The sequence below is a fragment of the Bradyrhizobium altum genome (assembly GCF_020889705.1).
GTDB classification, from domain to species: domain Bacteria; phylum Pseudomonadota; class Alphaproteobacteria; order Rhizobiales; family Xanthobacteraceae; genus Bradyrhizobium; species Bradyrhizobium altum.
Genome location: NZ_JACMYP010000006.1, coordinates 12,614 through 36,959 on the forward strand (window position 1 = coordinate 12,614; position 24,346 = coordinate 36,959).

General features: G+C 64.6%; 18 protein-coding genes and 2 pseudogenes. 14 read left to right on the forward strand and 6 right to left on the reverse strand.

The window, feature by feature from the left end; translation table 11 throughout:
* Window positions 1-78: 78 nt before the first annotated feature.
* The gene (locus H8B02_RS03510; protein WP_229164881.1) at window positions 79-1,314 is read left to right on the forward strand and encodes an ABC transporter substrate-binding protein; all 1,236 of its coding nucleotides are present in this window, start codon (window positions 79-81) and stop codon (window positions 1,312-1,314) included.
* 257 nt (window positions 1,315-1,571) lie between these two features.
* Here H8B02_RS03510 and H8B02_RS03515 read toward each other — a convergent pair.
* Window positions 1,572-1,943, reverse strand: a pseudogene (locus H8B02_RS03515) (O-antigen ligase family protein); the annotation flags it as partial.
* A 128-nt stretch (window positions 1,944-2,071) separates the two neighbouring features.
* On the opposite strand from H8B02_RS03515, the pseudogene H8B02_RS03520 reads away from it, so the two are divergent.
* A pseudogene (locus tag H8B02_RS03520) lies at window positions 2,072-2,945 on the forward strand (DUF6502 family protein).
* Window positions 2,946-3,032: 87 nt separating this feature from the next.
* Here the strand turns inward: H8B02_RS03520 and H8B02_RS03525 are convergent.
* A complete protein-coding gene (locus H8B02_RS03525; RefSeq protein ID WP_229164882.1) occupies window positions 3,033-4,388 on the reverse strand; it encodes a M23 family metallopeptidase in 1,356 nt (451 codons plus the stop codon).
* A gap of 99 nt (window positions 4,389-4,487) precedes the next feature.
* Complete coding sequence (locus H8B02_RS03530) at window positions 4,488-5,234, reverse strand: peroxiredoxin (protein WP_229164883.1); 747 nt, start codon at window positions 5,232-5,234, stop codon at window positions 4,488-4,490.
* 226 nt (window positions 5,235-5,460) lie between these two features.
* Here H8B02_RS03530 and H8B02_RS03535 point away from each other — a divergent pair, with 226 nt between their 5' ends.
* Window positions 5,461-9,180 carry a YhdP family protein gene (locus H8B02_RS03535; protein WP_229164884.1) on the forward strand — a complete coding sequence of 1,240 codons (3,720 nt, stop codon included), beginning with the start codon at window positions 5,461-5,463 and terminating at the stop codon, window positions 9,178-9,180.
* Between the two features lie 224 nt (window positions 9,181-9,404).
* Entirely contained in the window at window positions 9,405-11,159 is a 1,755-nt protein-coding gene (locus H8B02_RS03540) for a hypothetical protein (protein ID WP_229164885.1), read from the forward strand.
* 84 nt (window positions 11,160-11,243) lie between these two features.
* On the opposite strand, the gene H8B02_RS03545 is transcribed toward H8B02_RS03540, so the two are convergent.
* Both H8B02_RS03545 and tyrS read right to left on the reverse strand, forming a co-directional pair.
* A complete protein-coding gene (locus tag H8B02_RS03545) occupies window positions 11,244-12,491 on the reverse strand; it encodes an MFS transporter (RefSeq protein WP_229164886.1) in 1,248 nt (415 codons plus the stop codon).
* 56 nt (window positions 12,492-12,547) lie between these two features.
* Complete coding sequence (gene tyrS, locus H8B02_RS03550; RefSeq protein ID WP_229164887.1) at window positions 12,548-13,801, reverse strand: tyrosine--tRNA ligase; 1,254 nt, start codon at window positions 13,799-13,801, stop codon at window positions 12,548-12,550.
* Between the two features lie 152 nt (window positions 13,802-13,953).
* On the opposite strand from tyrS, the gene H8B02_RS03555 reads away from it, so the two are divergent.
* The 3 genes from H8B02_RS03555 to H8B02_RS03565 all read left to right on the forward strand — a co-directional run bounded on the left by H8B02_RS03555 (window position 13,954) and on the right by H8B02_RS03565 (window position 16,150).
* The gene (locus tag H8B02_RS03555; RefSeq protein ID WP_229164888.1) at window positions 13,954-15,057 is read left to right on the forward strand and encodes an anhydro-N-acetylmuramic acid kinase; all 1,104 of its coding nucleotides are present in this window, start codon (window positions 13,954-13,956) and stop codon (window positions 15,055-15,057) included.
* A gap of 82 nt (window positions 15,058-15,139) precedes the next feature.
* Complete coding sequence (locus H8B02_RS03560) at window positions 15,140-15,817, forward strand: glutathione S-transferase family protein (RefSeq protein WP_229164889.1); 678 nt, start codon at window positions 15,140-15,142, stop codon at window positions 15,815-15,817.
* Between the two features lie 3 nt (window positions 15,818-15,820).
* Window positions 15,821-16,150, forward strand: a complete 330-nt coding sequence (locus H8B02_RS03565) for a DMT family transporter (RefSeq protein ID WP_229164890.1) — start codon at window positions 15,821-15,823, stop codon at window positions 16,148-16,150.
* Window positions 16,151-16,256: 106 nt separating this feature from the next.
* On the opposite strand, the gene H8B02_RS03570 is transcribed toward H8B02_RS03565, so the two are convergent.
* A complete protein-coding gene (locus H8B02_RS03570) occupies window positions 16,257-16,904 on the reverse strand; it encodes an alpha/beta hydrolase (RefSeq protein ID WP_016843213.1) in 648 nt (215 codons plus the stop codon).
* Between the two features lie 473 nt (window positions 16,905-17,377).
* Here H8B02_RS03570 and H8B02_RS03575 point away from each other — a divergent pair, with 473 nt between their 5' ends.
* The 7 genes from H8B02_RS03575 to H8B02_RS03605 all read left to right on the forward strand — a co-directional run bounded on the left by H8B02_RS03575 (window position 17,378) and on the right by H8B02_RS03605 (window position 24,345).
* The gene (locus H8B02_RS03575) at window positions 17,378-18,535 is read left to right on the forward strand and encodes a cysteine desulfurase family protein (protein ID WP_229164891.1); all 1,158 of its coding nucleotides are present in this window, start codon (window positions 17,378-17,380) and stop codon (window positions 18,533-18,535) included.
* A gap of 96 nt (window positions 18,536-18,631) precedes the next feature.
* Window positions 18,632-20,128 carry a Fe-S cluster assembly protein SufB gene (gene sufB / locus H8B02_RS03580; protein ID WP_229164892.1) on the forward strand — a complete coding sequence of 499 codons (1,497 nt, stop codon included), beginning with the start codon at window positions 18,632-18,634 and terminating at the stop codon, window positions 20,126-20,128.
* Between the two features lie 58 nt (window positions 20,129-20,186).
* The gene (gene sufC / locus H8B02_RS03585) at window positions 20,187-20,939 is read left to right on the forward strand and encodes a Fe-S cluster assembly ATPase SufC (RefSeq protein ID WP_229164893.1); all 753 of its coding nucleotides are present in this window, start codon (window positions 20,187-20,189) and stop codon (window positions 20,937-20,939) included.
* A 17-nt stretch (window positions 20,940-20,956) separates the two neighbouring features.
* Complete coding sequence (sufD, locus tag H8B02_RS03590) at window positions 20,957-22,279, forward strand: Fe-S cluster assembly protein SufD (RefSeq protein WP_229164894.1); 1,323 nt, start codon at window positions 20,957-20,959, stop codon at window positions 22,277-22,279.
* A complete protein-coding gene (locus H8B02_RS03595) occupies window positions 22,276-23,523 on the forward strand; it encodes a cysteine desulfurase (RefSeq protein WP_176531605.1) in 1,248 nt (415 codons plus the stop codon). The genes sufD and H8B02_RS03595 overlap by 4 nt, the downstream gene beginning before the upstream one ends.
* Complete coding sequence (locus tag H8B02_RS03600) at window positions 23,520-23,891, forward strand: SUF system Fe-S cluster assembly protein (RefSeq protein ID WP_229164895.1); 372 nt, start codon at window positions 23,520-23,522, stop codon at window positions 23,889-23,891. The genes H8B02_RS03595 and H8B02_RS03600 overlap by 4 nt, the downstream gene beginning before the upstream one ends.
* 64 nt (window positions 23,892-23,955) lie before the next feature.
* Complete coding sequence (locus tag H8B02_RS03605; protein WP_018271449.1) at window positions 23,956-24,345, forward strand: HesB/IscA family protein; 390 nt, start codon at window positions 23,956-23,958, stop codon at window positions 24,343-24,345.
* Window position 24,346 lies beyond the last annotated feature (1 nt).

Below are 24,346 nucleotides of genomic sequence, written 5' to 3' on the forward strand. Positions count from 1 at the left end.
AAACCCGGTGCTTGCCAGCATGTTCGTCCCTTGCGAGACTTGCCGCTAAAACCAACGACAACAATCGGGGAGAAAACAATGCGGGCTCGTTCTGGATATATTGGCGCAATCGCGGCGTTCGCAAGTGCGGCATTGATCGCGACCTCGGCCACCGCGCAGAAGAAGTACGATCCCGGCGCGACCGACGCGGAAGTCAAGATCGGCAACATCATGCCGTATAGCGGCCCGGCATCGTCCTACGGCGTGATCGGCAAGACCGAGGCCGCGTTTTTCCGGATGATCAACGCCGAGGGCGGCATCAACGGTCGCAAAGTCGACTTCATCAGCTACGACGACGCCTATTCGCCGCCGAAGGCGATCGAGCAGGCGCGCAAGCTGGTCGAGAGCGACGAGGTGCTGTTGATCTTCCAGGCGCTCGGCACGCCGTCGAATTCGGCAATCATGAAATACATGAATGCCAAGAAGGTGCCGCAATTGTTCGTCGCCTCGGGCGGCACCAAATTCGGCGACCCCAAGAACTTTCCCTGGACGATGGGCTTTCAGCCCAACTACCAGAGCGAAGGCCGCATCTACGCGAAATACATTCGCGACAACTTCCCCAACAGCAAGATCGCGGTGTTCTGGCAGAATGATGACGCCGGCAAGGATCAGTTCAAGGGCCTGAAGGACGGGCTCGGCGACAAGGTCAACATGATCATCGCCGACAAGTCCTACGAGGTCTCCGATCCATCGATCGATTCGCAAATCGTCGCGCTGCACGATTCCGGCGCCGACATCTTCTTCTCCTGGGCGGCGCCGAAGGGCTCGGCGCAGGCGATCCGCAAGGTCGGCGAGCTCGGCTGGAACCCGAAATTTTTTCTCGCCAACACCGCGACCACGGTCGCCTCGGTGTTGAAGCCGGCGGGGCTCCAATACGCCAAGGGCATCATCTCGACGCAATACCTGAAGGATCCAACCGATCCGACCTGGGACAAGGATCCTGCCGTCGTGAAATGGCGCGAGTTCATGGACAAATATTATCCGGAAGGCGACAAAGCCAACTTCAACAACGTCTATGGCTATGTGCAGGCCGAGGCGATGGTGCAGGTGCTGAAGCAGTGCGGCGACAATCTCACTCGCGAGAACGTGATGAAGCAGGCCACCAGCCTGAAGAATTTCCACTCCGACCTGATGCTGCCGGGCGTCATGGTCAACACCTCGCCGGACGACTACTTCCCGATCGAGCAGATGCAGCTGATGCGCTTCAACGGCGTGGCGTGGGAGCTGTTCGGCGACGTCATCACAGGCGAGGTCGGGCACGAGGCGACGAGGTAGGCGGTCGATTACTACAAAGGCGCTGTTCGCGCCGCAAACTCCTCCGTCGTCCCGGCGAAAGCCGGGACCCATAACCACAGGCGCCTGTTGTTGGAATGAGCTGCGGCCCCAGCTTTGCAAGCCAATGGGCATTTGTGGTTATGGGTCCCGGGTCGCGCTTCCACCTTCGCTCGTTGAGCTACGGCGGACAAGTCGCTGCCCGGGACGACACCGAGTTTGTTGCACCGGTGGTGAATTAAACATCCGCGTCCTTGCCGTCACTCCCGGCGTGCCGCGGCGGAGCCAGTCAGGACCTTCTCCGGCCGGCGGGCGCGGAGTGCCATGCCGCCGGCGACGCCGATCACGTAGATCCAGCCCTCGTGAAAATCGGACAAATGCGAATTGAGCAGCGAGCTCGTGATGTTCTGCACGACGACGGCGAGCCCGATCCAGGCCACGAGATCGCGGCCGGCGAACAGGCGGATGTGGCTGAACCACATCGCGTAAAGCAGCAGGACGCCAGTGAGCCCCCACTGGATCGCGACATTGAGGGTCTGGTTGTGCGGGTTGTTGATCACCTCGGCCTCTGGGCCGGTTTGTCCAACGGCATCCTGCGTGAACATGTGCTTGATCGAGCCGGTGCCGTGCCCGAACCCGTGACATCAGCGCCCGCAAGCGCGTGCGTCCGGAGGTAACTTTTGTTTCCCATAGGTGGGAAAATGTCACACGTCAAAGGAGGTGGGATTGTATCCCACGCGGCGGGCGGCTAAAGTTAGGCATGAATGCCAAGGCCCCCAAGTCGAAGCCGGGATCGACTGCGCCGATCGCCGCAGCGAAGCTGCACGCGCCCTTGGCGCGGATGCTGCGTCCGCTGGTCCGGCTTTGCATTCGCGGCGGCATGACATTTCCGGCGCTGACCCAGCTGCTGCGCGAGCTCTATGTCAATGTCGCTGAACGCGACTTCGCGCTCGAAGGCAAGGAGCAGACCGACAGCCGCGTCAGCCTGTTGACCGGCATCCACCGCAAGGAGGTGGCGCGGCTGCGCGGCGCCGGCGCGCCGGTCAATGCGGTGCCGGCGACGCTGTCGCGCACCAGCGCGATCATCGCGCGCTGGCTGGCCGCGCCCGAATTCACCGACGCCAAGGGCGTTCCGCTGCAGCTGCCGCGCACCGCGGATGACGCGCGCGTCGTTCGAGACGCTGGTCGAATCGATCACCAAGGATGTGCGGCCGCGCGCGGTGCTCGACGAATGGCTCGACCGCAAGCTCGTCACCATCAATGACGACGACGAGATCATGCTGGTCGAAGAGGCCTTCGTCCCGCATGGCGACGACGACCGCAAATGGCATTATCTCGGACGCAATTTGCACGACCATGTCGCGGCCGCCGAGCTCAACGTGTCCTCGGCCACGCCGCGCTTCCTCGAACGCGCGGTGCATTACGACGGGCTGTCGGCCAAGCTCGCCAAGCGGCTTGAGGGGCGCTCGCGCGAGCTCGCGATGGAGGCGCTGAAGGTCGCCAACCGTGAGGCCAACCGCGCCTTGGCCAAGGACAAGGGCGGCGACCATCGCTGGAATTTCGGCATCTACATCTATCGCGAGGGTCCGGACGGCCCTGTCGACGATGATGCCGACGAAGGCGGCGTATCATGAAGCGCTCGCCGCTCATCTCGCGCCGCGCACTGCTGATCGGCGCAAGCGAGACCGCTTGCGCCGGTGTTCAGATCAATCGAGATTGAGTTAGCCCGCGCTGAGCCGGACGCCAGCGCGGAGGAATTTCTGCGGATCGACCGCTTCGCCGTCGATGCGGGTCTCATAGTGCAGATGCGGACCGGTGGAGCGGCCGGTCGAACCGACGGCGCCGATCACCTGGCCGATCTTGACGTATTCACCGACCTTGACGCCGATCTCTGAGAGATGGCCGTAGCGGGTCGAGAGGCCATTGCCGTGATCGACCTCGACCATGCGGCCGTAGCCGCCGGCCCAGCCCGCCGACACCACCTTGCCGTTGGCGGTGACGCGCACCGGATCGCCCTGCGCGGCGCGGAAGTCGAGCCCGGTGTGCATCGCCGGACGGCCGAGGAAGGGATCGGAGCGAACGCCGAAGCCGCTGGTGAATTCGACCTCGCCGACGACGGGCTTGCGGTAAGGCACCAGCGCCAGCGTCTGATTCAAGCGCTGCAGCTGCGCGCGGTTGATGTTGATGCGATAGAGCTGGCGCTCGAACGCGCCGGCGTCGGGCGCGAGCTTCACCGGCACATAGGGGCCGCCCATGCCGGAGCGCGGCGTCGCGGCTTCGAGCTGCGCCATGTTGAGGCCGAGATCGGAGATCACGCCGCGCATCCGGCGCACCCGCGATTCGATGCCGTCCTCGACCGAGGAGAGCGCGGCGACCTGGCGCCGCTCGACCTGGTCAAGCGAGGTTTGCAGACGGACCAGGACGTTGTCGACGCCCTGAGCCTTGGCGAACTGGTTCGGCTGCGCCTTGGCGATCAGCGGCGCGCGCGATTCCAGCCGCGCCTCGCGATCCGGCGGTGCCACGAAGATCACGGTGTCGCTGATCGGGGAGGGCTTTGGCGTACCGGATGACGGCGCGGCGTCGGCGCGGCCCTGCGGCCTGATCGATCCGGTGGTCGCAACATCAGGCATTGCGCCGAGCGCGGTGGCGCGCGATTCCAGCGCCGACTGCCGCTTCATGATCTGGTCGAGCTTCTGGTCGAACTGCTCCTGATCGAGCAGCTGGCGGCTGGTGGTGCGGTCGACCTTGGCGCGCAGCTCCGAGATGCGGTCCTCATAGGCGTATTGCATCTCGGCCTGGCGCGCGATCAGCCGGGTCAGGACGTCGTCACGGAACGCGAAATACGTCGCGGTCGCCGCCGACCACATGCCGAGCAGGACCACGGTGCCGACCGCGATCCAGAACACCACCGGTCCGAACCGGACCTGCTTGCCGGCATGAACCAGGGTATAGCCCTCGCCGGAGGCCGCCGCGGCAGCCGCCGGTGCGGCATGCTGGGCCACCGGACGGCGTGCCGGCGACCGGCCATGGTCTTGCGGATGATGGTGTTTCTGGTGATGACCGGACCGGCTCGACATCGGTACTCCCGCGGCCGGTCGGACCAAGCTCCGTACGGCTAATTTGCGGGGCCGATTTGAGCCCGCCATGGTTAATTTTCAGGAAACGGAACCATCCGGTCAGAGCGATCGGGCGGCCTCCAGTACCGCTTCGGCGTGGCCGTCGACCTTCACATGACGCCAGATCCGGGCGACTTTTCCACTGGAATCGACCAGAACCGTGGTGCGAATAATTCCCATGAAGGTCCTGCCATACATGGATTTTTCGCCCCAGGCGCCATACGCCTCCAGCATCTGATGAGCCGGGTCCGAGACCAGCGGCACCGACAGCTGGTGTTTGTTTCGAAATGACTCCTGCGCCTTAACCGTATCGGCGGAAATGCCGACCACCTCGGCACCGGAAGCCGCGAACTCATTCTTGAGCCGGGTGAAGTCGATCGCTTCTCTGGTGCAGCCGGGGGTGTCGGCGCGGGGATAGAAGAACAGCACCAGCTTCTTGCCGGCAAAATCCCGCAGTGAAACGCTGCCTCCGCCGTCGCGCGGCAGGTCGAAGCCAGGCGCCGCGGCGCCCTCAGTGAGTGTGACGGCGGACGACTTGGTCACGGTCGCGGCCGGCTCAGCCTTTAACGGTTTCGATGCGGCCTTGTGCGAGACTTTGTCTGGAACACCCGCTGCGGTCTTGGCGGTGGTCTTGGCCTTTGCCTTCGTTGCTTTCTTGGTTGCTTTCTTGGCCGCGGCCTTCTTCGCAACCGTTGTGCGGGTTTTCGTCGCGGACTTCCCAGTGCTTGCGCTTGCGGCGCGCGCAACCTTTGTTGCGACCCGCTTTCCGGTTGTGTTGGAGGATTTCTTGCGCGTTTTCTTGGACATACGCCTTCCTTTCGTCGCTTTCCGAAGCTCAACCATTGGGGTATTGCGGGTCTCATTCGCAGCGGCGGATTCGCATCGGCTGCTGGGCAAGTTTGATGGCCACGGAGTATGGTGACAAGGAATTCGACGCGTTACCCGTCCGCTTGCTGAATTGGCTTTTGATTGGTTGTTTTGGTCCGTTCCGGGGCCATCGGCGAGTAACATGATTAGGCGAGGATAGGCGGCGATGCCGGCAAGGGAGCGCTCGATAACAGTCGACGGGCGCCCCGATGGCGGCGATCAGCTTCGCCGTCAGCACCGAGAGGCAATGGCAAGGAACACGTCGCCGCAGGGTCCAAATCCGCGCGCCGGGACTGACTTCTCGCAATGGGAAGACGACGCCGCGTGGGACGAGCAGGATGAGGCGGCGGGCAACCGTGCGCGGCAATTGCTGGCGCGTTCCAACACCAACCTGCATCGTTTCACCGATTTCTGCTCCGGCATGCAGCGCTGGCTGAACGGCGAACGCTGGATCCGCCGCATCGGACTGGTGCTCGTGGTGCTGGTCGTGATGTTCGCGACCTGCTTCGGCGCATTGTGGTGGCGGCTCGGCGCCGGTCCGATCAATCTCGATTTGGCGACGCCATGGCTTGCCGCGGCGATCGAGGAGAATATCGGTCACGGCAACACGGTCGAGGTGGGCGGAACGCAGATCGAGCGCGCCGGCCGCGTCAGGATCGCGGTGCGCATCCGTGACATCATCGTCCGCGACCGCGACCACGCGGTCGTTGCCAGCGCGCCGAAAGCCGAAGTGCGCTTGTCGGGAACGGCATTGCTGATGGGCCAGTTGCGGGCGGAGAGCCTTAATCTGGTCGATGCGGAACTGTCGGTGCGCATCACGCCCGACGGCAATGTCACTGTGTCCGCCGGCGACACCGCAAAACCGCTCGCCACCGGCGTTGCATCCAAGCGGGAGGCGGGGCTGCCGCCAACATTCCCGCGGCCGACGACCGCTGCGCCGCCGCCACCGGTTGCCTTGCCTCCAGTTGCCTTGCCTCCGGTTGCCTCCGGGCCCTCGGCAGCTGCACCCGATTCGGCCCAGAGCGGGCTGCTCGCCGGCCTCGACTGGCTCGACAGCCTCAGCATGACCGGCCTCGACGGTCAGAACCTCAACGAGATCGGCCTGAAGAACGGCAATCTCGTCGTCGACGACCAGCAGCGCGGCAACAAATGGAGCTTTGAGAATATCAGCCTGAGCCTGCGGCGCCCGAGCGGCGGCGGCGTTGCGCTCAGCTTCGGCGAGGACGGCGCGAAGCCCTGGTCGGTCCGCGTCCTGGTTGGACCGCAGCAGAACGGCGTGCGCTCGGTCGACATCAAGGCCGACAATGTTTCCACCCGCAACATCCTGCTCGCGATGCGGACCAAGGATCTCACCTATACCGCCGACCTGCCGCTGTCGGGCGAGATGAAGGGCGAGCTCGGCCGCGACGGCCTGCCGACCTATTTCCGCGGCAAGATCAATGTCGGCGCCGGCAACATCATCGACACCGACACGCCCGACTACCCGATGCCGGTCGATTCGGCCGAGATGAGCGTCGAATGGGATTCGGGGCGCCGCGTGCTGCTGGCGCCGATCAAAATCGTCTCGGGCGCCAACCGCATCACGCTGCTCGGCCATCTCGAGCCGCCGAACGACAACGTCACCGACTGGCAGGCGGGCCTGTCGGGGGGCACCATCGTGCTGGCCGGCGCCGACAAGAATGAACCGCCGCTGATCTTCAATCGCATCAACGTCGGCTTCCGGTTCGACACCGAGAAGAAGCGGGTGCTGCTGACCCAGGCCGATATCAGCAATGGCGAGATCGGCGTCGCCGGCACCGGCAGCGTCGACTATTCCGGCGAGCCGCGGTTGCAACTCGGCTTCGCGGGCACCCCGATGTCGGCCTCCGCGCTGAAGCGGATGTGGCCGATCATCATCGTGCCCGAGGTGCGCGAATGGGTGCTCGAGCGGATCGACCGCGGCACGCTCCAGCGCATCGATGTCGGCGTCAATTCGCCGGTACATAATCTGTCGCGCAAGGGACCACCGATCCCGGATGACGGTCTCTCGGTCAACATCGTCGCCTCGGGTGTCACGGTGCGCCCGGTGGATCAGATGCCCCCGGTGCATGACGCGGATCTGAAAGCCAGGGTGACCGGCCGCACCGCGACCGTGACCATCAACCAGGGCATCGCCGACACGCCGGCCGGCCGCAAGATCACGCTGTCGGATTTCACCTTCGAGGTGCCCGACATGGCGCCGAAACCGTCGCCGTCGAAGGTCAAGTTCCGGGTCGACTGTCCGGTGCCGGCGGCCGCCGAAATCCTCGCATCCGACCGGCTCAGCGATCTCTCCGGTCCGCCGATCGATCCCAACGCCAGCAAGGGCAACGTCACGGCCACGATCAATCTCGGCATGCCGGTGACGGGCGGGCTGACCAAGGCCGACACGCAATATTCCGTCACCGCCGACATCTCCGGCGTTGCCGTCGACAAGCTGGTGATGAACCAGAAGCTCGAGGCCAACACGCTGAAGGTGGTTGCGAGCAACGCCGGCTTCCAGGTCAAGGGCGACGTCAAGATCAACGGACAGGCGGCCTCGCTCGACTACCGCAAGCCGGCCGACGGCGATGCCGACGTCAAGCTGCAGGCGACACTGGACGACGCGAGCCGCGCGCGCCTCGGGCTTGATCTCGGCCCCGCGGTCTCGGGCGCGATCCCGATCAAGCTGAACGGCAAGATCGGCAGCGGCGACAATCCCACCACCAAGATGGGCGTCGAGGCCGACCTGACCCAGCTCAAGCTCGACAACATCCTGCCGGGCTGGGTCAAGGCGCAGGGCAGGGGCGGCAAGGCGACCTTCAACGTGGTGCCGAAGGGGCAGTCGACGCGGTTCGAGGATATCTCGATCGAAGGCAGCGGCGTCTCGATCAAGGGCGCGCTCGAGGTCGACCAGAACGGCGACCTGATGAATGCGAACTTCCCGACCTATGCGCCTTCGGACGGCGACAAGACATCGCTGCGGGCCGATCGCGGTCCCGACGGCGTGATCAAGGTGACGATGCGCGGCGACGTGTTCGATGGCCGCGGCTTCCTGAAATCGGCGATCTCCGGCCGCGATAGCGATCCCAAGAGCAAGACCAAGACCACCGATTTCGATGTCGATCTGAAGCTCGGCGCGGTGGCCGGGTTCAACGGCGAGGCGCTGCGCGGCGTCGACGCCAAGATTTCGCGCCGCAACGGGTTCTTCAAGGCGTTCACGCTGAGCGGCAGGGTCGGCCGCGACACCCCCGTCAGCGTCGATATGCGCGGACGCCAGCAGGGCCGCGAGGTGATCTACCTGCAGACCGGCGACGCCGGCGCGTTCCTGCGCTTCATCGACACCTATTCGAAGGTGGTCGGCGGCCAGCTCACGCTGGCGATGGAGCCGCCGATCCCCGAGCCGAGCCCGAGGGAAGGACTCATCAACATCACCGGCTTTTCGGTGAAGGGCGAAACCCAGCTCGACCGCGCCGTCGCCGGCGGGCCGGTCAGCACCCAGAACGGCATCGGGTTCGACGCGTTGCGCGCCGAGTTCACGCGCCAGAGCGGCCAGCTTTCGATCCGCAACGGCGTGGTCAAGGGACCGAGCATCGGCGCGACCATCGAAGGCAGCATCGACTATGTCGGCAACCAGGTGCGGATGAACGGCACCTTCATTCCGATGTACGGGTTGAACAACATGTTCGGCCAGATCCCGTTCTTCGGGATTTTCCTCGGCGCCGGCAGCAATGAAGGCCTGATCGGCGTGACCTATGAAGTGGTCGGCACGCCGAGCCAGCCGGTGCTGCGCGTCAACCCGATCTCGGCGCTGGCGCCCGGCCTGACGCGCAAGATCTTCGAGTTCAAGCAGTACGGCCCGAACGATCTGCCGACGACGAACAATTAGCGCGTCGGCACATTCCCTCCGCTGTAGCCGAGGGCCCGGGCGAGATTGCCGGGCATGACCGACTTGATCATCCATCGTGACGAGCGTGATGCCGCAGTGGACATGCGGTCGATTGTCGCACGCCCGTAACAGTCCGCCCGCAGATTGCGCGCGCCGACCGCCGACATGGCGGGCGGTTACGCCGCCCTCGTTTTCTGAAAAAATCTTACATTGGGAGAAAAGCAATGATCGCCAAAGGATTGCGCCCGCCTGTGGGGCTTCCGCTGTCTCGGCCGGTTTTTGCGTTGACGCTGCTCGCCTCCACGGCGCTGGCCAGCAGTCTTGCGCACGCCGACGGCGACGACGTTCATTTCCGGCCGGGTCATCTGTTGTTGAGCCGTGCGGTGTTCGTCAACAACGCCGTCACCATCGCGCCCGGCGTGACGCAATTGCCGCCGAACTGCGTGTCGCCCAATTGCGTGACCGCCACGGCGGACGGCACCTATCCGACGGTGTTCAACAACGACGGCGTCGACGGCTCGTTCGGCCTGACCGCGAAGATTCTGCTCGACGAACTGCGTCTCGACGGCAGACATGTGCAGTCGCTCGAGGTGCCGAACAGCGCCCAGCGCGGTGTGTCCCAAAACAAGGACCAGATGGTCACCAGCTTCTCGTCAAAATCCGAGCTGGCGCTGAATCTGTCGCTCGATCATCGCAGCGTGACCTTCATGGGCTATCTCGCTCCGATCGGCGCCATCGACGTGTCGAACTCCAACACCCCTGACGTCATCGATCCGACCAATCCGGTGCCCGGCACCTATTATCGCCTGGTCGCCGAAGTCGACCAGAACGGTCGCTTCCACTTCACCAAGGTGAACGGCTATAGCGGCAACAACGGCCGCGCTGCGATCTTCAACGATCGGCATGGTGCCGGTGTGTTCTACACCGCCGGCAACGCGGGCAATGGCGGCAACCCGCAGCCTGCGGGCGTCATCACGGGCGCCGGCATGCAGATCGCGAGAGAGGCCGACGCGCCGCTCGCGCGGCAGGCGGACCCGGGCGGACCTTTCCCGCTCGGCAGCTTCAACATCACCGAACTCGGCCAGAAGGCCGACAAGATCGGCAAGGACACCAATTTCCGCGGCCTCACCGTGTTCAACAACGTGATCTACACGACCAAGGGCAGCGGCGGGAACGGAATCAACACCGTCTACTTCATCGACACCACCGGCAACGCCGCCAACGGCAGTCCGAAGGCGTGCCCGAATGGCGTCGGCCTGCCGGCTCCGTCTGCGTCGCTGCCGACGACGCAGATCTTCTACGATGGCTCGAAGTTGGCGGGGCAGGGTGTCACGCCGTATAACATGTGTGTGCTGAGCGGTTTCCCGACTGCGCTCAAGAGCACGGGCTCGTTCCCGTTCGGCATCTGGTTCGCCGACGCGAACACGCTCTACGTCGCCGACGAGGGCAACGGCACCGCGACATTCGACCCGACATCGAACAGCTATACCGCTGCCAAGGCGCAGACCACCGCCGGATTGCAGAAGTGGGTGTTCGACAGCACGGCCGGCGCGTGGAAGCAAGCCTACACCCTGCAGGCGGGACTTGACCTCGGTGTGCCCTACACGGTGCAGGGCTATCCGACCGGCAACAACGCCGCGACCGGCAAGCCGTGGTCGCCGGCGACCGACGGCCTGCGCAACATCACCGGCCGCGTCAATCGCGACGGCAGCGTGTCGATCTGGGCGATCACCTCCACGGTGAGCGGCAGCGGCGACCAGGGTGCCGATCCGAACAAGCTCGTGATGATCACCGACAAGCTTTCCGCGGCCACGCTGCCGGCCGGCGAGCGTTTTGTCACGCTGCGGACCGCGAACGCCGGCGAGGCGCTGCGTGGCGTGTCGTTCACGCCGGGCACCGGCGATGGCCGGGAGGAAGCCCATGACCACGGCTCCTGCGGCCGCGACCACCGCGGCGACGATTGCCGCGACACCGATTGAACGACCGACGTCGCAGCCTTCGGCCTCTCCCCATGTGCCTGTGGGGGGAGGCTGTCGAACCAGCCAAGTTCATGAGCACTCGGCTCAGCGCCGCAGCGCCGGCACCACCAGGAACGGGATCAGGCCGAGCACCACGTTGACGAGGGCGAAGGCGATCAGCGGATTGTAGCTGTGGGTCCAGTCATGGATCAGCCCGCCGCCCCATGAGCCGAGCGCCGATCCAAGGCCGCTGCCGATCATGATGGTCCCGTAGATCGTGCCGACGCGTTCGCCCCGGAATATCTTCAGCGCGGTCGAAGTGATCAGTGGGCCACGCGAGCCGATCATGCTGCCGAAGCAGATCACAAAGCCGGTCAGCAGCCAGTAGTTCGGATACCACTGCAACAGCCAGAGCAGAATGATGCCGAGGATCGACACGCCGTAGCTGAACAGCACGCTGGGACGGCGGCCGATGATGCCATCGAGCGTGGATACGCCGAGCATGCCGACGAACAGCGCGACGCCGGAGAAGCCCCAGGCGGTCGCTGCCTGCAGCGGCGGGAAGCCGACATCGATCAGGTAGGCGACGATCTGCGCCGTCAGCGCATACATCGCGACTGCCGTGAAGAAGAAGGTCGAGAACAGCGCCCAGAAGGCATGGTGGCGCATCGCGGCCAGCAACGTCCAGCCTTCTTCGGCGAGCCCGGCTTGCGCCTTCCTGACGATGTGCGGCGATCCGCCGGCGAGCAGCCGCCACGGCAGGAACACCAGCGGGACAAGCAGGCCAAGCGCACTGATGCCGAACACCTGATAGGCCTCGCGCCAGCCGATCCGGTCGATCAGCACCTGCGACAGCGGCAACAGCACGAGGAGACCGGCGCCGGTCGCCGAATACATCACGGCCATCGCCGTCGGGAGCCGCGGTCCGAACCAGCGGCCGAGCAGGATCGAGTTCGATACGTTGCCGATCAGCGCGGTACCGAAGCCGACGCAGAGGCCGACGCTGAGCTGGAATTGCCAGAGCTGCTCGGCACGTGAGGCGATGAGGAATGCGCAGCCGAGCAGCGACAGGCCCAGCGCATAGACGACGCGCGGACCCGAGCGGTCGAACAGGCGTCCGACCAGGGGCGCGGTGAGGCCGCTGGCGAGCCAGGTCAGCGAATAGACCGACACGACCGAGGCGCGGTCCCAGCCGAAATTGTCCGAGATCGGTTTGAGGAAGACCGTGAAGCTGTCGCTGAGACCGCGCCCGAGCACCGACAGCACGAAGCAGAGTGCGAGCACGTTCAGCGCGACGCGCGACTGTTTCGCCGGCGTTGCAAGCGTGTCGTTCGGAGGCGTGGTCTGGTCCATCAGAAAAGAGGGAGCGCGCTTTCGGCACCCCCTGCAACCGTCAAATACGAATGCGCCTATGCAGGCCTCAGCAGGACGTGCCGCTTCTTGCCGAGCGACAATTTGACCACGCCTTCCGGCGTCAGATTGGCCGGCGTCAGCAGCATCTTCTCATCGGTGACGGCAGCGTCGTTGACGCGCAGTCCGCCACCCTTGATCTGCCGGCGCGCTTCGCCGTTGGACGCGACGAGCTCGGCCTTGACGAAGGCGGCGAGCACGCCGACGCCGGCTTCGAACTCGCCGCGCGGAATTTCCACCGTCGGCAAGGTCTCGGCCAGCGCGCCTTCCTCGAAGGTGCGGCGCGCGGTCTCGGCGGCTTCATTGGCCGCATCGCGGCCGTGGAGCAGGGCGGTGGCCTCGGTCGCCAGCACCTTCTTGGCTTCGTTGATCTCGCTGCCACCGAGCGCTGCGAGCTTGCCGATCTCGCTCATCGGCAGGATCGTGAACAGCTTGAGGAATTTGACGACGTCGGCGTCCTCGACGTTGCGCCAGTACTGCCAGAAGTCGTACGGCGAGAACTGGTCGGCGTTGAGCCACACCGCGCCCTTGGCGGTCTTGCCCATCTTGTCGCCGGAGGCGGTGGTCAGCAACGGCGTGGTCAGCGCGAACAGTTGCGGCGAGCCCATGCGGCGGCCGAGATCGACGCCGTTGACGATGTTGCCCCACTGGTCGGAGCCGCCCATCTGCAGCCGGCAGCCGGCGCGGCGCGACAGCTCGACGAAGTCGTAGGCCTGGCAGACCATGTAGTTGAATTCGATGAAGCTCATCTCCTGCTCGCGCTCGAGCCGGAGCCGCACCGAATCCATCGTGAGCATGCGGTTGACCGAGAAATGCCGGCCGATGTCGCGCAGCATCTCGATCCAGTTCAGCTTGGTCAGCCACTCGGCGTTGTCGAGCATGATGGCGTCGGAAGGCCCATTGCCATAGCGCAGCACCTTGGCGAACACGCCGCGGATGCTCGCCTTGTTGGATTCAATCTCCGCGACGGTACGCATCGCGCGCGTCTCGTCCTTGCCGGAGGGGTCGCCGACCATCGTGGTGCCGCCGCCCATCAAAGTTATCGGCTTGTTGCCGCTCTGTTGCAGCCAGTACAGCATCATCATGGTGAGGAAGTTGCCGATGTGCAGCGACGGCGCTGTGCAGTCAAAGCCGACATAGGCGGTCGCCTCGCCCTTGGCGGCAAGCGCGTCGAGGCCCTCGAAATCGGAGCACTGGTGGACGAAGCCGCGTTCCTGTAGAGTGTTCAGGAAATCCGATTTAAATGCAGTCATTTGTCGGCGAGCCAGATCATTCTTGTTTTACGGTTTTTGCATCTATTTGCGGAACCTTGACGCTTGAGGCTGCCGCAGGCGGACGCGCAGTGGCATTATAGGATGTACTTGTTTGAGACAAGCCGGGGGTTCCCGGCTGGGGCGCTTCCACGATGATGTTAACGGCACTCGGTCTGATGAGCGGGACCTCGCTCGACGGGGTCGACGTGGCACTGATCGAGACCGACGGCCGCCAGATCAAGGCCTTCGGACCTACGGGCTATCGACCCTATACCGACAGCGAGCGCAGCCTGCTGCGTCAGGCGCTGACCGAGGCCGTCCATCTGACACAGCGCGACGCCCGGCCGGGGATCTTGCGGCAGGCCGAGCAGGCCGTCACGTCAGCCCATGCCGAGGCGGTCGCCAGCTTCACGGCGCAGACCCGGATCTCCGCCCAGGACATCGACATCGTCGGGTTCCATGGCCAGACCGTGCTGCATCGCCCGGAGCGGAAGTTGACGGTCCAGATCGGCGATGCCCTGGCGCTCGCCAGGGCGATCCACATTCCGGTAATGCATGATTTCCGTGCAGCCGACGTCGAGGCCGGCGGGCAGGGCGCGCCGCTCGTGCCGGTCTACCACCGCGCGCTGGCGCAATCGCTGAACCGCGCGGGGCCAACCGTCGTGGTCAATATCGGCGGCGTCTCCAACATCACCTATATCGACGGCACCGACACGCTGATCGCCTGCGACACCGGACCCGGCAACGCGCTGCTCGACGACTTCATGTTCCGCCAGATGCATCAGCCGTTCGACACCGCCGGAAAGTTCGCCGCGCTGGGCAAACCGGACGAAGCCTGGATCGCCCAGGCGCTCAGGCTGCCGTTCTTCGCGCTGCCGCCGCCGAAATCGCTCGACCGCAACGACTTTGCCGGCCTGAAGCTCGGTGCCGTGGCGCCGGCCGATGGCGCGGCGACATTGACCGCTTTCACGGCGGCCGCGATCGCCCGCGTGGTGCCGCTGCTGCCGAAGGTGCCGAAGAGCTGGATCATCTGCGGCGGCGGCGCCTCCAACCTCACCATGCTGCGGATGCTTCGCGAGCGCCTGACGCCGGCGCTCGTCGAGCCCGCCGAGGCGCTCGGCTGGGCGGCGGACGCGATCGAGGCGCAGGCATTCGGCTTCCTTGCCGCGCGCGGAATGAAGGGGCTGCCGCTGAGCTACCCCGCCACCACGGGGGTGCCGATCCCGATGACCGGGGGCATCATCGCGCGACCGTGATTTAGATGCAAATGCATCTACCTTGACAGTTCCATGCCGCAGCATTTAATTCGATGCAGTTGCATTGAACGCGAGGTTCGTCATGGCCGCCCTAAAGCTGATCAGCCACAAGCTCTGTCCCTATGTGCAACGCGCGGTGATCGCGCTGCACGAGAAGGGCGTGCCGTTCGAGCGGATCGACATCGATCTCGCCAACAAGCCGGACTGGTTCCTGAAGATCTCGCCGCTCGGCAAGGTGCCGGTGCTGGTCGTGACCGGTGACGACGGCAAGGAAGTCGCGCTGTTCGAGAGCAATGTGATCTGCGAGTACATCGAGGAGACGCAAGGCGGCGCGAAGCTGCATCCCGAGAACGCGCTGACGCGCGCCAAGCATCGCGCCTGGATGGAGTTCGGCTCGGCCATTCTCGGCGACCTCTGGGGGCTCGAGACTGCGACCGATGCCGCGACCTTCGAGGGCAAGCGGCAGGCGGTCGCCGCGAAGTTCGCGCGCGTGGAGGCTGCGCTCGGCGCGGGGCCGTTCTTCGCAGGCGAGAGATTCAGCCTGGTGGATGCGGTGTTCGCGCCGGTCTTCCGCTATTTCGATCTGTTCGACCAGCTGACCGATCTGGCTGTTTTCACCCACACGCCAAAAGTTCGCGCGTGGCGCAGCGCGCTGGCGCAGCGGCCGAGCGTGCGCAGCGCCGTTTCACCTGATTATCCCGCGCTGCTGCACGCGTTCCTGGTCGGCCACCGCGCGCACATGCTGAAGCTTGCCGCGTAAGCCATGTCGCACTCCATTGCCTGGATCGCGCTGGTCGTCGCAGGTCTTCTCGACGTCGGATGGGCCATCTCGATGAAATATGCCGAAGGCTATACGCGCCTCGGCTGGACGCTGGTCTCGCTGCTGCTGCTCGCCGCGTTCGTGTTCCTGCTCGGGCGCGCGTTGCAGGTGCTCGGCGTCGGCGTCGCCTACACGGTATGGACCGGCATCGGCGCGGTCGGCACGCTGACCATGGGCGTGCTGCTGTTCAACGAAGCCTTGAACCCGATGAAGGTCGCCGGGATCGCGCTGGTGCTGGTCGGCATCGCGGCGCTGAAGTTCGCGCCGGAGTGAGAGTAGGGACCGTAGCCCGGATGAGCGAAGCGATATCCGGGGCCTGTCTTGGCTGCGACACGCATATCGCTTCGCTCATGCGGGCTACGAGTTGACGCCTGCGCGCTCAGCGCACGTTGGCGAGACGCATGTCGAGATAGCCGGTCACCGTCTCCATCAGCGGCTCGAGCTTGCCGTCGAAGAAATGGTTGGCGCCCGGGATGACCTGCTGGTCGATCACGATGCCCTTCTGGGTCTTCAGCTTCTCGACCAGCGTGTTGACGTCCTTGGGCGGCACCACGGCATCCTTGTCACCATGCACGATCAGGCCCGACGACGGGCAGGGCGCGAGGAACGAGAAGTCGTAGAGATTGGCGGGCGGCGCGATCGAGATGAAGCCCTCGACCTCCGGCCGGCGCATCAGAAGCTGCATGCCGATCCATGCGCCGAACGAGAAACCCGCAACCCAGCAGGCGCGCGCCTCCGGATTGATCGCCTGCGCCCAATCAAGCGCGCTCGCGGCGTCTGACAATTCGCCGGTGCCGTGATCGAACGAGCCTTGGCTGCGGCCGACGCCACGGAAGTTGAAGCGCAGCACCGAAAAGCCGCGATGCGCGAACGCGTAGTAGCACTGGTAGACGATCTGGTGGTTCATCGTGCCGTGGAACTGCGGATGCGGATGCAGGATCATCGCAATCGGCGCGTTCTTCTGCTTGGCCGGGTGATAGCGGCCTTCGAGACGGCCAGCAGGGCCGGTGAAAATGACTTCAGGCATTGTGTTCCCTTGATTGACGCGTTCCCTTGATTGACGTCGATCAATCAACCGGTTGGAGCCATCTTCGGCGACGGGCGCGAGCAGAGCGGCTCATGATGAAATCAGCGCAGGCGCCGCCGGGCGGCACGCTGGAAGGCCTTCTAGCATGACGCAAGGGGCAAAAATCAAGGAAATTGTGCCGCTTGGCAGAGGCTAATCCGCTCCGTGATGCACGCGTAGCCGGCGCGTCGGCGGCGATCCGGATCAACACGCCGAATTGCTCGGTGGCTACCTGAAGTTTTGCTTTGTCATATTGCTATCGCGCGCGGGGGGCGGCGCAAAGAACTGCGAATGTCTTGCCAGGCAACACGTTGGGACTCCCGGCGAGCGTGAAAAATCGCTGGCATTGGTGACTCTGATCTGGTCTCGCTGCCCGACTGTCGTTATGTCGCAGTGGAAGGCCGCAACCACGGTGGTTGCCGCGGACAAGCTCGATGGCCGATCGCGTCTATCTCGACTGGAATGCCACCACGCCGCTTCGCCAGGAGGCGAAGGCGGCGATGACTGCGGCATGGGAATTGAGCGGCAACCCGTCCTCGGTGCACAGCGAGGGACGCCGCGCGCGCCGGCTGGTCGAGGATGCCCGCAATGCGGTGGCGAATGCGGTCGGCGGTCGGGCGCAGGACGTCGTGTTTCTCTCCGGCGGGACCGAAGCCAACGCGCTCGCACTGACGCCGGGACTGCGCCGCGGTGCGGGCGCGCCGGTCAGCCGGCTCCTGGTGTCCGCGATCGAGCATGCGTCTGTCCTCGCGGGCGGGCGGTTCGCGCGTGAGGCCACCTTCGCGATCAATGTCACGCGCGCCGGGGTGATCGATCTCGATCATCTGCGCGCGCTGCTGGCCGACGGTGCGCCCGCGCTGGTCTCGGTGATGCTGGCGAACAACGAGACCGGCGCCATCCAGCCGGTGGCTGACGTCGCCGAGATCGTCCACGCGGCCGGTGGCCTGCTGCATGTCGACGCGATCCAGGCGTTCGGAAAGATCCCATTCGATCTCGCCTCGACCCAGGCCGATCTCGTGACGCTGTCGGCGCACAAGATCGGTGGACCGAAGGGCGCAGGCGCACTGGTGCTTGCCGAAGGCGTCGAAGGGCTGGAGGCGTTCCTGCGCGGTGGCGGGCAGGAGCTCGGGCGACGGGCAGGGACCGAGAACGTCGCAGGGATTGCCGGCTTTGGTGCGGCCGCGAAGGCCGCGATGGTGGCGCTGAAGGCCGACGCCGCCCGCGTCAGGGGGCTGCGCGATCGGCTCGAGCATGGGCTGCGGCAGACGCCGGACGTGCAGGTCTTCTCCGATGACGTAAAGCGGTTGCCGAATACCGTTCTGTTCACCGCGCCCGGCATGAAGGCCGAAACGGCGGTCATCGGATTCGACCTGGCGGGGGTAGCGGTGTCTTCGGGTTCCGCTTGCTCGTCGGGCAAGGTCCAGCCGTCGCACGTCCTGGAGGCAATGGGATACCGTTCAGAGGTGTCCCAGGGAGCGGTGCGGCTCAGTCTTGGCTGGTCTACCACGGAGCCAGACGTGGATTTGACCCTCAAGGCTTGGCGAAAGCTCGCCGATACCTTAGTTAAGGGAGAGCGACGAAACACAGCTTGAACAGTTCTAAGCGGGTGATTTCGTCTTCAAAGCATCGTAAGAGACTTCGGAACTTGAGATCCACCGCGGTCCTTGAAACCGCGAGCGGAGGATTGAATGCCTGCTGTACAAGAGACGGTCGAGCGCGTCCGGCGCATCGACGTCGACCAGTATCGTTATGGATTTGAGACGCTGATCGAGTCCGACAAGGCCCCGAAAGGCCTGTCGGAAGACACCGTCCGCTTCATCTCGGCAAAGAAGGATGAACCGGCCTGGATGCTGGAATGGCGTCTGGAGGCGTATCGCCGCTGGCTGACCATGACCGAGCCGACCTGGGCGCGCGTCAACTATCCGAAGATCGACTATCAGGATCTTTATTATTACTCGGCGCCGAAGCCGAAGAAGACGCTGTCCTCGATCGACGAGATCGATCCGGAAATCCTCAAGACCTATGAGAAGCTCGGCATCCCGCTCCGCGAAGTCGCCGTTCTCGAGGGCGTCGAGCCGCCGCCCGGCGGCCCGCCGTCGGCCAATCGCAAGATCGCGGTCGATGCCGTGTTCGATTCGGTGTCGGTCGCAACCACCTTCCAGAAGGAGCTGAAGGCCGCCGGCGTGATCTTCATGCCGATCTCGGAGGCGATCCGCGAGCATCCCGAGCTGGTGCAGAAATATCTCGGCACCGTGGTGCCGACCTCGGACAATTACTTCGCGACGCTCAACTCGGCGGTGTTCTCCGACGGCTCGTTCGTCTACGTGCCGCCGGGCGTGCGCTGCCCGATGGAGCTGTCGACCTATTTCCGCATCAACGAGCGCAACACCGGCCAGTTCGAGCGCACGCTGATCATCGCCGACAAGGGCTCCTACGTCTCCTATCTCGAAGGCTGCACCGCGCCGCAGCGCGACGAGAACCAGCTGCACGCCGCCGTGGTCGAGCTCGTCACGCTCGATGACGCCGAGATCAAGTATTCGACGGTGCAGAACTGGTACCCCGGCAATTCGGAAGGCAAGGGCGGCATCTACAATTTCGTCACCAAGCGTGGCGATTGCCGCGGCCGGAATTCCAAGATCTCCTGGACCCAGGTCGAAACCGGTTCGGCGATCACCTGGAAGTACCCGAGCTGCATCCTGCGCGGCGACAATTCGAGCGGCGAATTCTACTCGATCGCGATCTCGAACGGCTTCCAGCAGGTCGACTCTGGCACCAAGATGATCCACCTCGGCAAGAACACGTCGAGCCGGATCATCTCCAAGGGCATCGCCGCCGGCAAGTCGCAGAACACCTATCGCGGCCTCGTCAGCGCGCACCGCAAAGCCACCGGTGCGCGCAACTACACCGCCTGCGACTCGCTGCTGATCGGCGACAAATGCGGCGCGCACACCGTGCCATATGTCGAGGCCAAGAATTCCTCGGCGACGTTCGAGCATGAGGCGACGACGTCGAAGATTTCCGAGGACGTGCTGTTCTACTGCATCCAGCGCGGGCTCTCGCAGGAAGAAGCCGTCGGCCTCGTCGTCAATGGTTTCGTGAAGGACGTGCTGCAGCAACTGCCGATGGAGTTCGCGGTGGAAGCGCAGAAGCTGATCTCGATCAGCCTTGAAGGTTCGGTTGGCTAATCCATCCCGCTAACGGCGCGGCCGACGCGCCTTGCGGATGATGCTCAGGAAAAATCAGATGTCTCTGCTTGAAGTGAAAGATCTGCAGGTTCGTGTTGAGGAGCGCGAGATCCTCCACGGGCTGTCGCTCACGGTGAACCCGGGCGAGGTGCACGCGATCATGGGGCCGAACGGTTCCGGCAAATCGACGCTCTCCCACGTCATCGCCGGCAAGCCCGGCTATGAAGTCACCGGCGGCCAAATCCTGTTCAAGGGCGAAGACCTCCTGGAGATGGCGCCCAATGAGCGCGCCGCCAAGGGCGTGTTCCTGGCGTTCCAGTATCCGGTCGAGATCCCCGGCGTGACCACTTGGAACTTCCTGCACGCGGCGCTCAACGCCCAGCGCAAGGCGCGCGGCGAGGACGAGATCTCGTCGCCGGCCTTCCTCAAGAAGGTCCGCGAAGTCGCCAAGTCGCTGAACATCCCGCAGGACATGCTGAAGCGCGGCGTCAATGTCGGCTTCTCCGGCGGCGAGAAGAAGCGCAACGAGATCTTGCAGATGGCGCTGTTCGAGCCGGCCGTCTGCATCCTCGACGAAATGGATTCCGGCCTCGACATCGACGCGCTGCGGATCGCCGCCGACGGCGTCAATGCACTCCGCTCGCCGGAGCGCGCGATGGTCGTCATCACCCACTATCAGCGGCTGCTCAACTACATCCTGCCTGATTTCGTGCACGTGATGTCGAAGGGCCGGGTGGTGAAGAGCGGCGGCAAGGAACTGGCGCTGGAGCTGGAAGAGTCCGGTTACGCGCAGTTCGAAGACGCTGCCTGACAAATGCGGGTTCTCAGATGAACGTTGTTGCAAAGACCGAGACCGGGCGCGCCCTGGGCGATGCATTCGCCGTCGCGCGCGACCGTCTGCCGGGCAAGGGCAAGATCGCCGATCAGCGCCGCCAGGCGTTCGAGGCCTATGAACGCTCAGGCCTGCCGCATCGCCGGATCGAAGATTGGAAATACACCGACCTGCGCGCGCTGATGCGCGAGGTGCTGCCGCTGGCCCCTGCGCCGGATGCGGCGGCATTGGGTCGCGCCGCTGCTGCCATCAAGCTGCGGGCGATCGACGGCGTACGCCGCCTGGTGCTGGTCGATGGCGCGTTTGCGCCCGACCTCTCCGACCTCGGTAATCTCGATAAGGGTCTGAGCATCCGCCCGCTGCGCGAGGTGCTCGACGCCGGCGAGGACGCGCTTTCCGCGCAGGCCTTTGCGTCAGACACGTCCAATCCGATGATTGCGCTGAACGGCGCGATGGCGACCGATGGCGTCGTCATCGACGTCGCCAATGGCACGGTGCTGGCCCAGCCGCTGCACATCGTCCACGTCGCCTCTGGCGCGACGCCGGCCGCGATGTTCACGCGCTCGCTGCTGCGGCTCGGCCGCGATACCGGCGTGACTCTGGTGGAGAGCTATCTCGCCGGCGAGGGCGCCAAGGCCTACCAGACCCATGACGGGCTGATCGTCGCGATCGGCGACAATGCGCGGCTCGATCATGTGCGTCTGGTCGAAGACAGTGTCGATGCCTTCAACATTTCTTCGGCGACCGTGACGCTCGGCGCGCACGCCCAATTCAACACGTTTGGTCTGACCTCGGGCGGTCATGTCAGCCGCTATCAGCTGACGGTCACCTGCGCCGGCGAAGGCTCCAATGTCGAGACCAACGGCGTCAATCTGATCAACGGCAAGCAGCACGCCGACACCACGCTGTTCATGGATCACGCGGTGCCGCACTGCGCGAGCCGCGAGATCTTCCGTGCCGTCGTCGACGACCGCGCCCATTCCGTGTTCCAGGGCCGCATCATCGTCCGTCCCGACGCCCAGAAGACCGACGCCAAGATGATGACCCGCGCGCTGCTGCTGTCCGACGACGCGGAAGCCGACAACAAGCCCGAGCTCGAGATCTTCGCCGACGACGTCACCTGCGGTCATGGTGCGACCACCGGTGCGCTCGACGAGAGCCTGCTGTTCTACATGCGCGCCCGCGGACTGCCCGAGAAGGAAGCGCAGGCGCTTCTGATCCAGGCCTTTGTCGGCGAGGCGATCGAGACGATTGCCAGCGACGCGTTGCGCGAGGTCGCAATTGCCACCGCGCAGCGTTGGCTTCAGGCGAGGGCGTGAGCATGCACAAGGCGGTCGCCAACGGTTCTTATGACGTCGCTCTGGTGCGGCAGGATTTCCCGGCGCTCGCCATGCAGATCTACGGCAAGCCGCTGGTCTATCTCGACAACGCGGCTTCGGCGCAGAAGCCGAATGCGGTGCTCGACCGCATGACCGAGGCCTACAAGAGCGAATACGCCAACGTGCATCGCGGCCTGCATTACCTCGCCAATGCCGCGACGGAGGCCTATGAGGGCGCCCGCGGCAAGGTCGCGCAGTTCATCAACGCCCGCCGCACTGAAGAGATCGTCTTCACCCGCAACGTCACCGAGGCGATCAACCTGGTGGCATCGTCCTGGGGTGGGGTGAACATCAAGGAGGGCGACGAGATCGTCCTCTCGATCATGGAGCACCACTCCAACATCGTGCCGTGGCATTTCCTCAGGGAGCGCCATGGTGCCGTTATCAAGTGGGCGCCGGTCGACGACGAGGGCAACTTCCTGATCGAGGAGTTCGAGAAGCTCCTGAGCCCGCGCACCAAGATCGTCGCGATCACCCAGATGTCGAACGCGCTCGGCACCCTGGTTCCGGTCAAGGAGGTGGTTCGGCTCGCGCACGCCCGCGGCATTCCGGTGCTGGTCGATGGCGCACAGGGCGCGGTGCATCTGCCGATCGACGTCCAGGACCTCGATTGCGATTTCTACGCCTTTACCGGCCACAAGGTGTACGGGCCGACCGGCATCGGTGCGCTGTACGCCAAGCACGAGCATCTGGTGGCGATGCGGCCGTTCAACGGCGGCGGCGAGATGATCCGTGAAGTGGCCAAGGACTGGGTCACCTATGGCGATCCGCCGCACAAGTTCGAGGCCGGGACGCCGCCGATCGTCGAGGCGATCGGGCTCGGTGCTGCGATCGACTACGTCAATTCGATCGGCAAGGAGCGCATCGCTGCGCATGAGCATGAGCTGCTGACCTACGCGCAGGACCGCTTGCGCGAGATCAACTCGCTGCGCGTGATCGGAACCGCCCGCAACAAGGGTCCGGTGATCTCGTTCGAGATGAAGGGCGCGCATCCCCACGATGTCGCGACCGTAATCGACCGGCAGGGCATTGCGGTGCGTGCCGGCACCCATTGCGTGATGCCGCTTTTAGAGCGGTTCAACGTGACGGCCACCTGCCGCGCATCCTTCGGGATGTATAATACAAGGGAAGAAGTCGACCATCTGGCGCAAGCGCTGATCAAGGCGCGGGAATTGTTCGCATGACCGATACAGCCGAAGTCAAGACGGCCACCATGGAAACCACCTCGGCACTGCCGGTGGAGGAGACCGAGCGCATGAGCGGCGAGATCGTCGCGGCGCTGAAGACGGTGTTCGACCCGGAAATCCCGGCCGACATCTACGAGCTCGGCCTGATTTACAAGGTCGATCTCAAGGATGACCGGTCGGTCGACATCCTGATGACGTTGACCACCCCGAACTGCCCGGCCGCCGGCGAGTTGCCGCAGATGGTCGAGAACGCGGTTGCCAGCGTCCCCGGCGTCGGCGTCGTCAGCGTCAACCTGGTGTGGGATCCGGCCTGGACGCCGGACCGGATGTCGGACGAGGCGCGCCTCGTCCTCAATATGTGGTGATGCGTTAGGGGATTGAGCCTAAGCTCGAGATTGAATTGCCGCTGGGACTGACCACATGAGTGACATGACACAAGCCTCACCGACCCCAGCCAAGCCGAAGCGGCCGCGCCCGCAGGTCATGAGACTGACCGATGCCGCGGCGGAGCGGATCACCGAGCTGACCAAGCGCGCCGATTCCGAGATCGTCGGCCTGCGCGTCGGCATCAAGAACGGCGGCTGCGCCGGACAATCCTACACCGTCGAATACGCCCATGAGATCCGCCCGACCGACGAAGTGGTCGAGGACAAGGGCGTGAAGATCCTGGTCGATCCGAAGGCCGTGCTGTTCCTGCTCGGCACCGAGATGGACTACGTGGCCGACAGGATGCAGGCCCAGTTCGTGTTCAACAACCCGAACCAGGTCTCCGCCTGCGGTTGCGGCGAGTCGGTGCAGCTCAAGCCGGCGACGGTCTGAT

What these genes read in the sequence shown, in the direction of transcription:
- H8B02_RS03510 (WP_229164881.1), top strand. Translation starts at nt 79, where the DNA reads ATGCGGGCTCGTTCTGGATATATTGGCGCAATCGCGGCGTTCGCAAGT.
- H8B02_RS03525 (WP_229164882.1), bottom strand. Translation starts at nt 4,388, where the DNA reads ATGTCGAGCCGGTCCGGTCATCACCAGAAACACCATCATCCGCAAGAC.
- H8B02_RS03530 (WP_229164883.1), bottom strand. Translation starts at nt 5,234, where the DNA reads ATGTCCAAGAAAACGCGCAAGAAATCCTCCAACACAACCGGAAAGCGG.
- H8B02_RS03535 (WP_229164884.1), top strand. Translation starts at nt 5,461, where the DNA reads ATGCCGGCAAGGGAGCGCTCGATAACAGTCGACGGGCGCCCCGATGGC.
- H8B02_RS03540 (WP_229164885.1), top strand. Translation starts at nt 9,405, where the DNA reads ATGATCGCCAAAGGATTGCGCCCGCCTGTGGGGCTTCCGCTGTCTCGG.
- H8B02_RS03545 (WP_229164886.1), bottom strand. Translation starts at nt 12,491, where the DNA reads ATGGACCAGACCACGCCTCCGAACGACACGCTTGCAACGCCGGCGAAA.
- tyrS (WP_229164887.1), bottom strand. Translation starts at nt 13,801, where the DNA reads ATGACTGCATTTAAATCGGATTTCCTGAACACTCTACAGGAACGCGGC.
- H8B02_RS03555 (WP_229164888.1), top strand. Translation starts at nt 13,954, where the DNA reads ATGATGTTAACGGCACTCGGTCTGATGAGCGGGACCTCGCTCGACGGG.
- H8B02_RS03560 (WP_229164889.1), top strand. Translation starts at nt 15,140, where the DNA reads ATGGCCGCCCTAAAGCTGATCAGCCACAAGCTCTGTCCCTATGTGCAA.
- H8B02_RS03565 (WP_229164890.1), top strand. Translation starts at nt 15,821, where the DNA reads ATGTCGCACTCCATTGCCTGGATCGCGCTGGTCGTCGCAGGTCTTCTC.
- H8B02_RS03570 (WP_016843213.1), bottom strand. Translation starts at nt 16,904, where the DNA reads ATGCCTGAAGTCATTTTCACCGGCCCTGCTGGCCGTCTCGAAGGCCGC.
- H8B02_RS03575 (WP_229164891.1), top strand. Translation starts at nt 17,378, where the DNA reads ATGGCCGATCGCGTCTATCTCGACTGGAATGCCACCACGCCGCTTCGC.
- sufB (WP_229164892.1), top strand. Translation starts at nt 18,632, where the DNA reads ATGCCTGCTGTACAAGAGACGGTCGAGCGCGTCCGGCGCATCGACGTC.
- sufC (WP_229164893.1), top strand. Translation starts at nt 20,187, where the DNA reads ATGTCTCTGCTTGAAGTGAAAGATCTGCAGGTTCGTGTTGAGGAGCGC.
- sufD (WP_229164894.1), top strand. Translation starts at nt 20,957, where the DNA reads ATGAACGTTGTTGCAAAGACCGAGACCGGGCGCGCCCTGGGCGATGCA.
- H8B02_RS03600 (WP_229164895.1), top strand. Translation starts at nt 23,520, where the DNA reads ATGACCGATACAGCCGAAGTCAAGACGGCCACCATGGAAACCACCTCG.
- H8B02_RS03605 (WP_018271449.1), top strand. Translation starts at nt 23,956, where the DNA reads ATGACACAAGCCTCACCGACCCCAGCCAAGCCGAAGCGGCCGCGCCCG.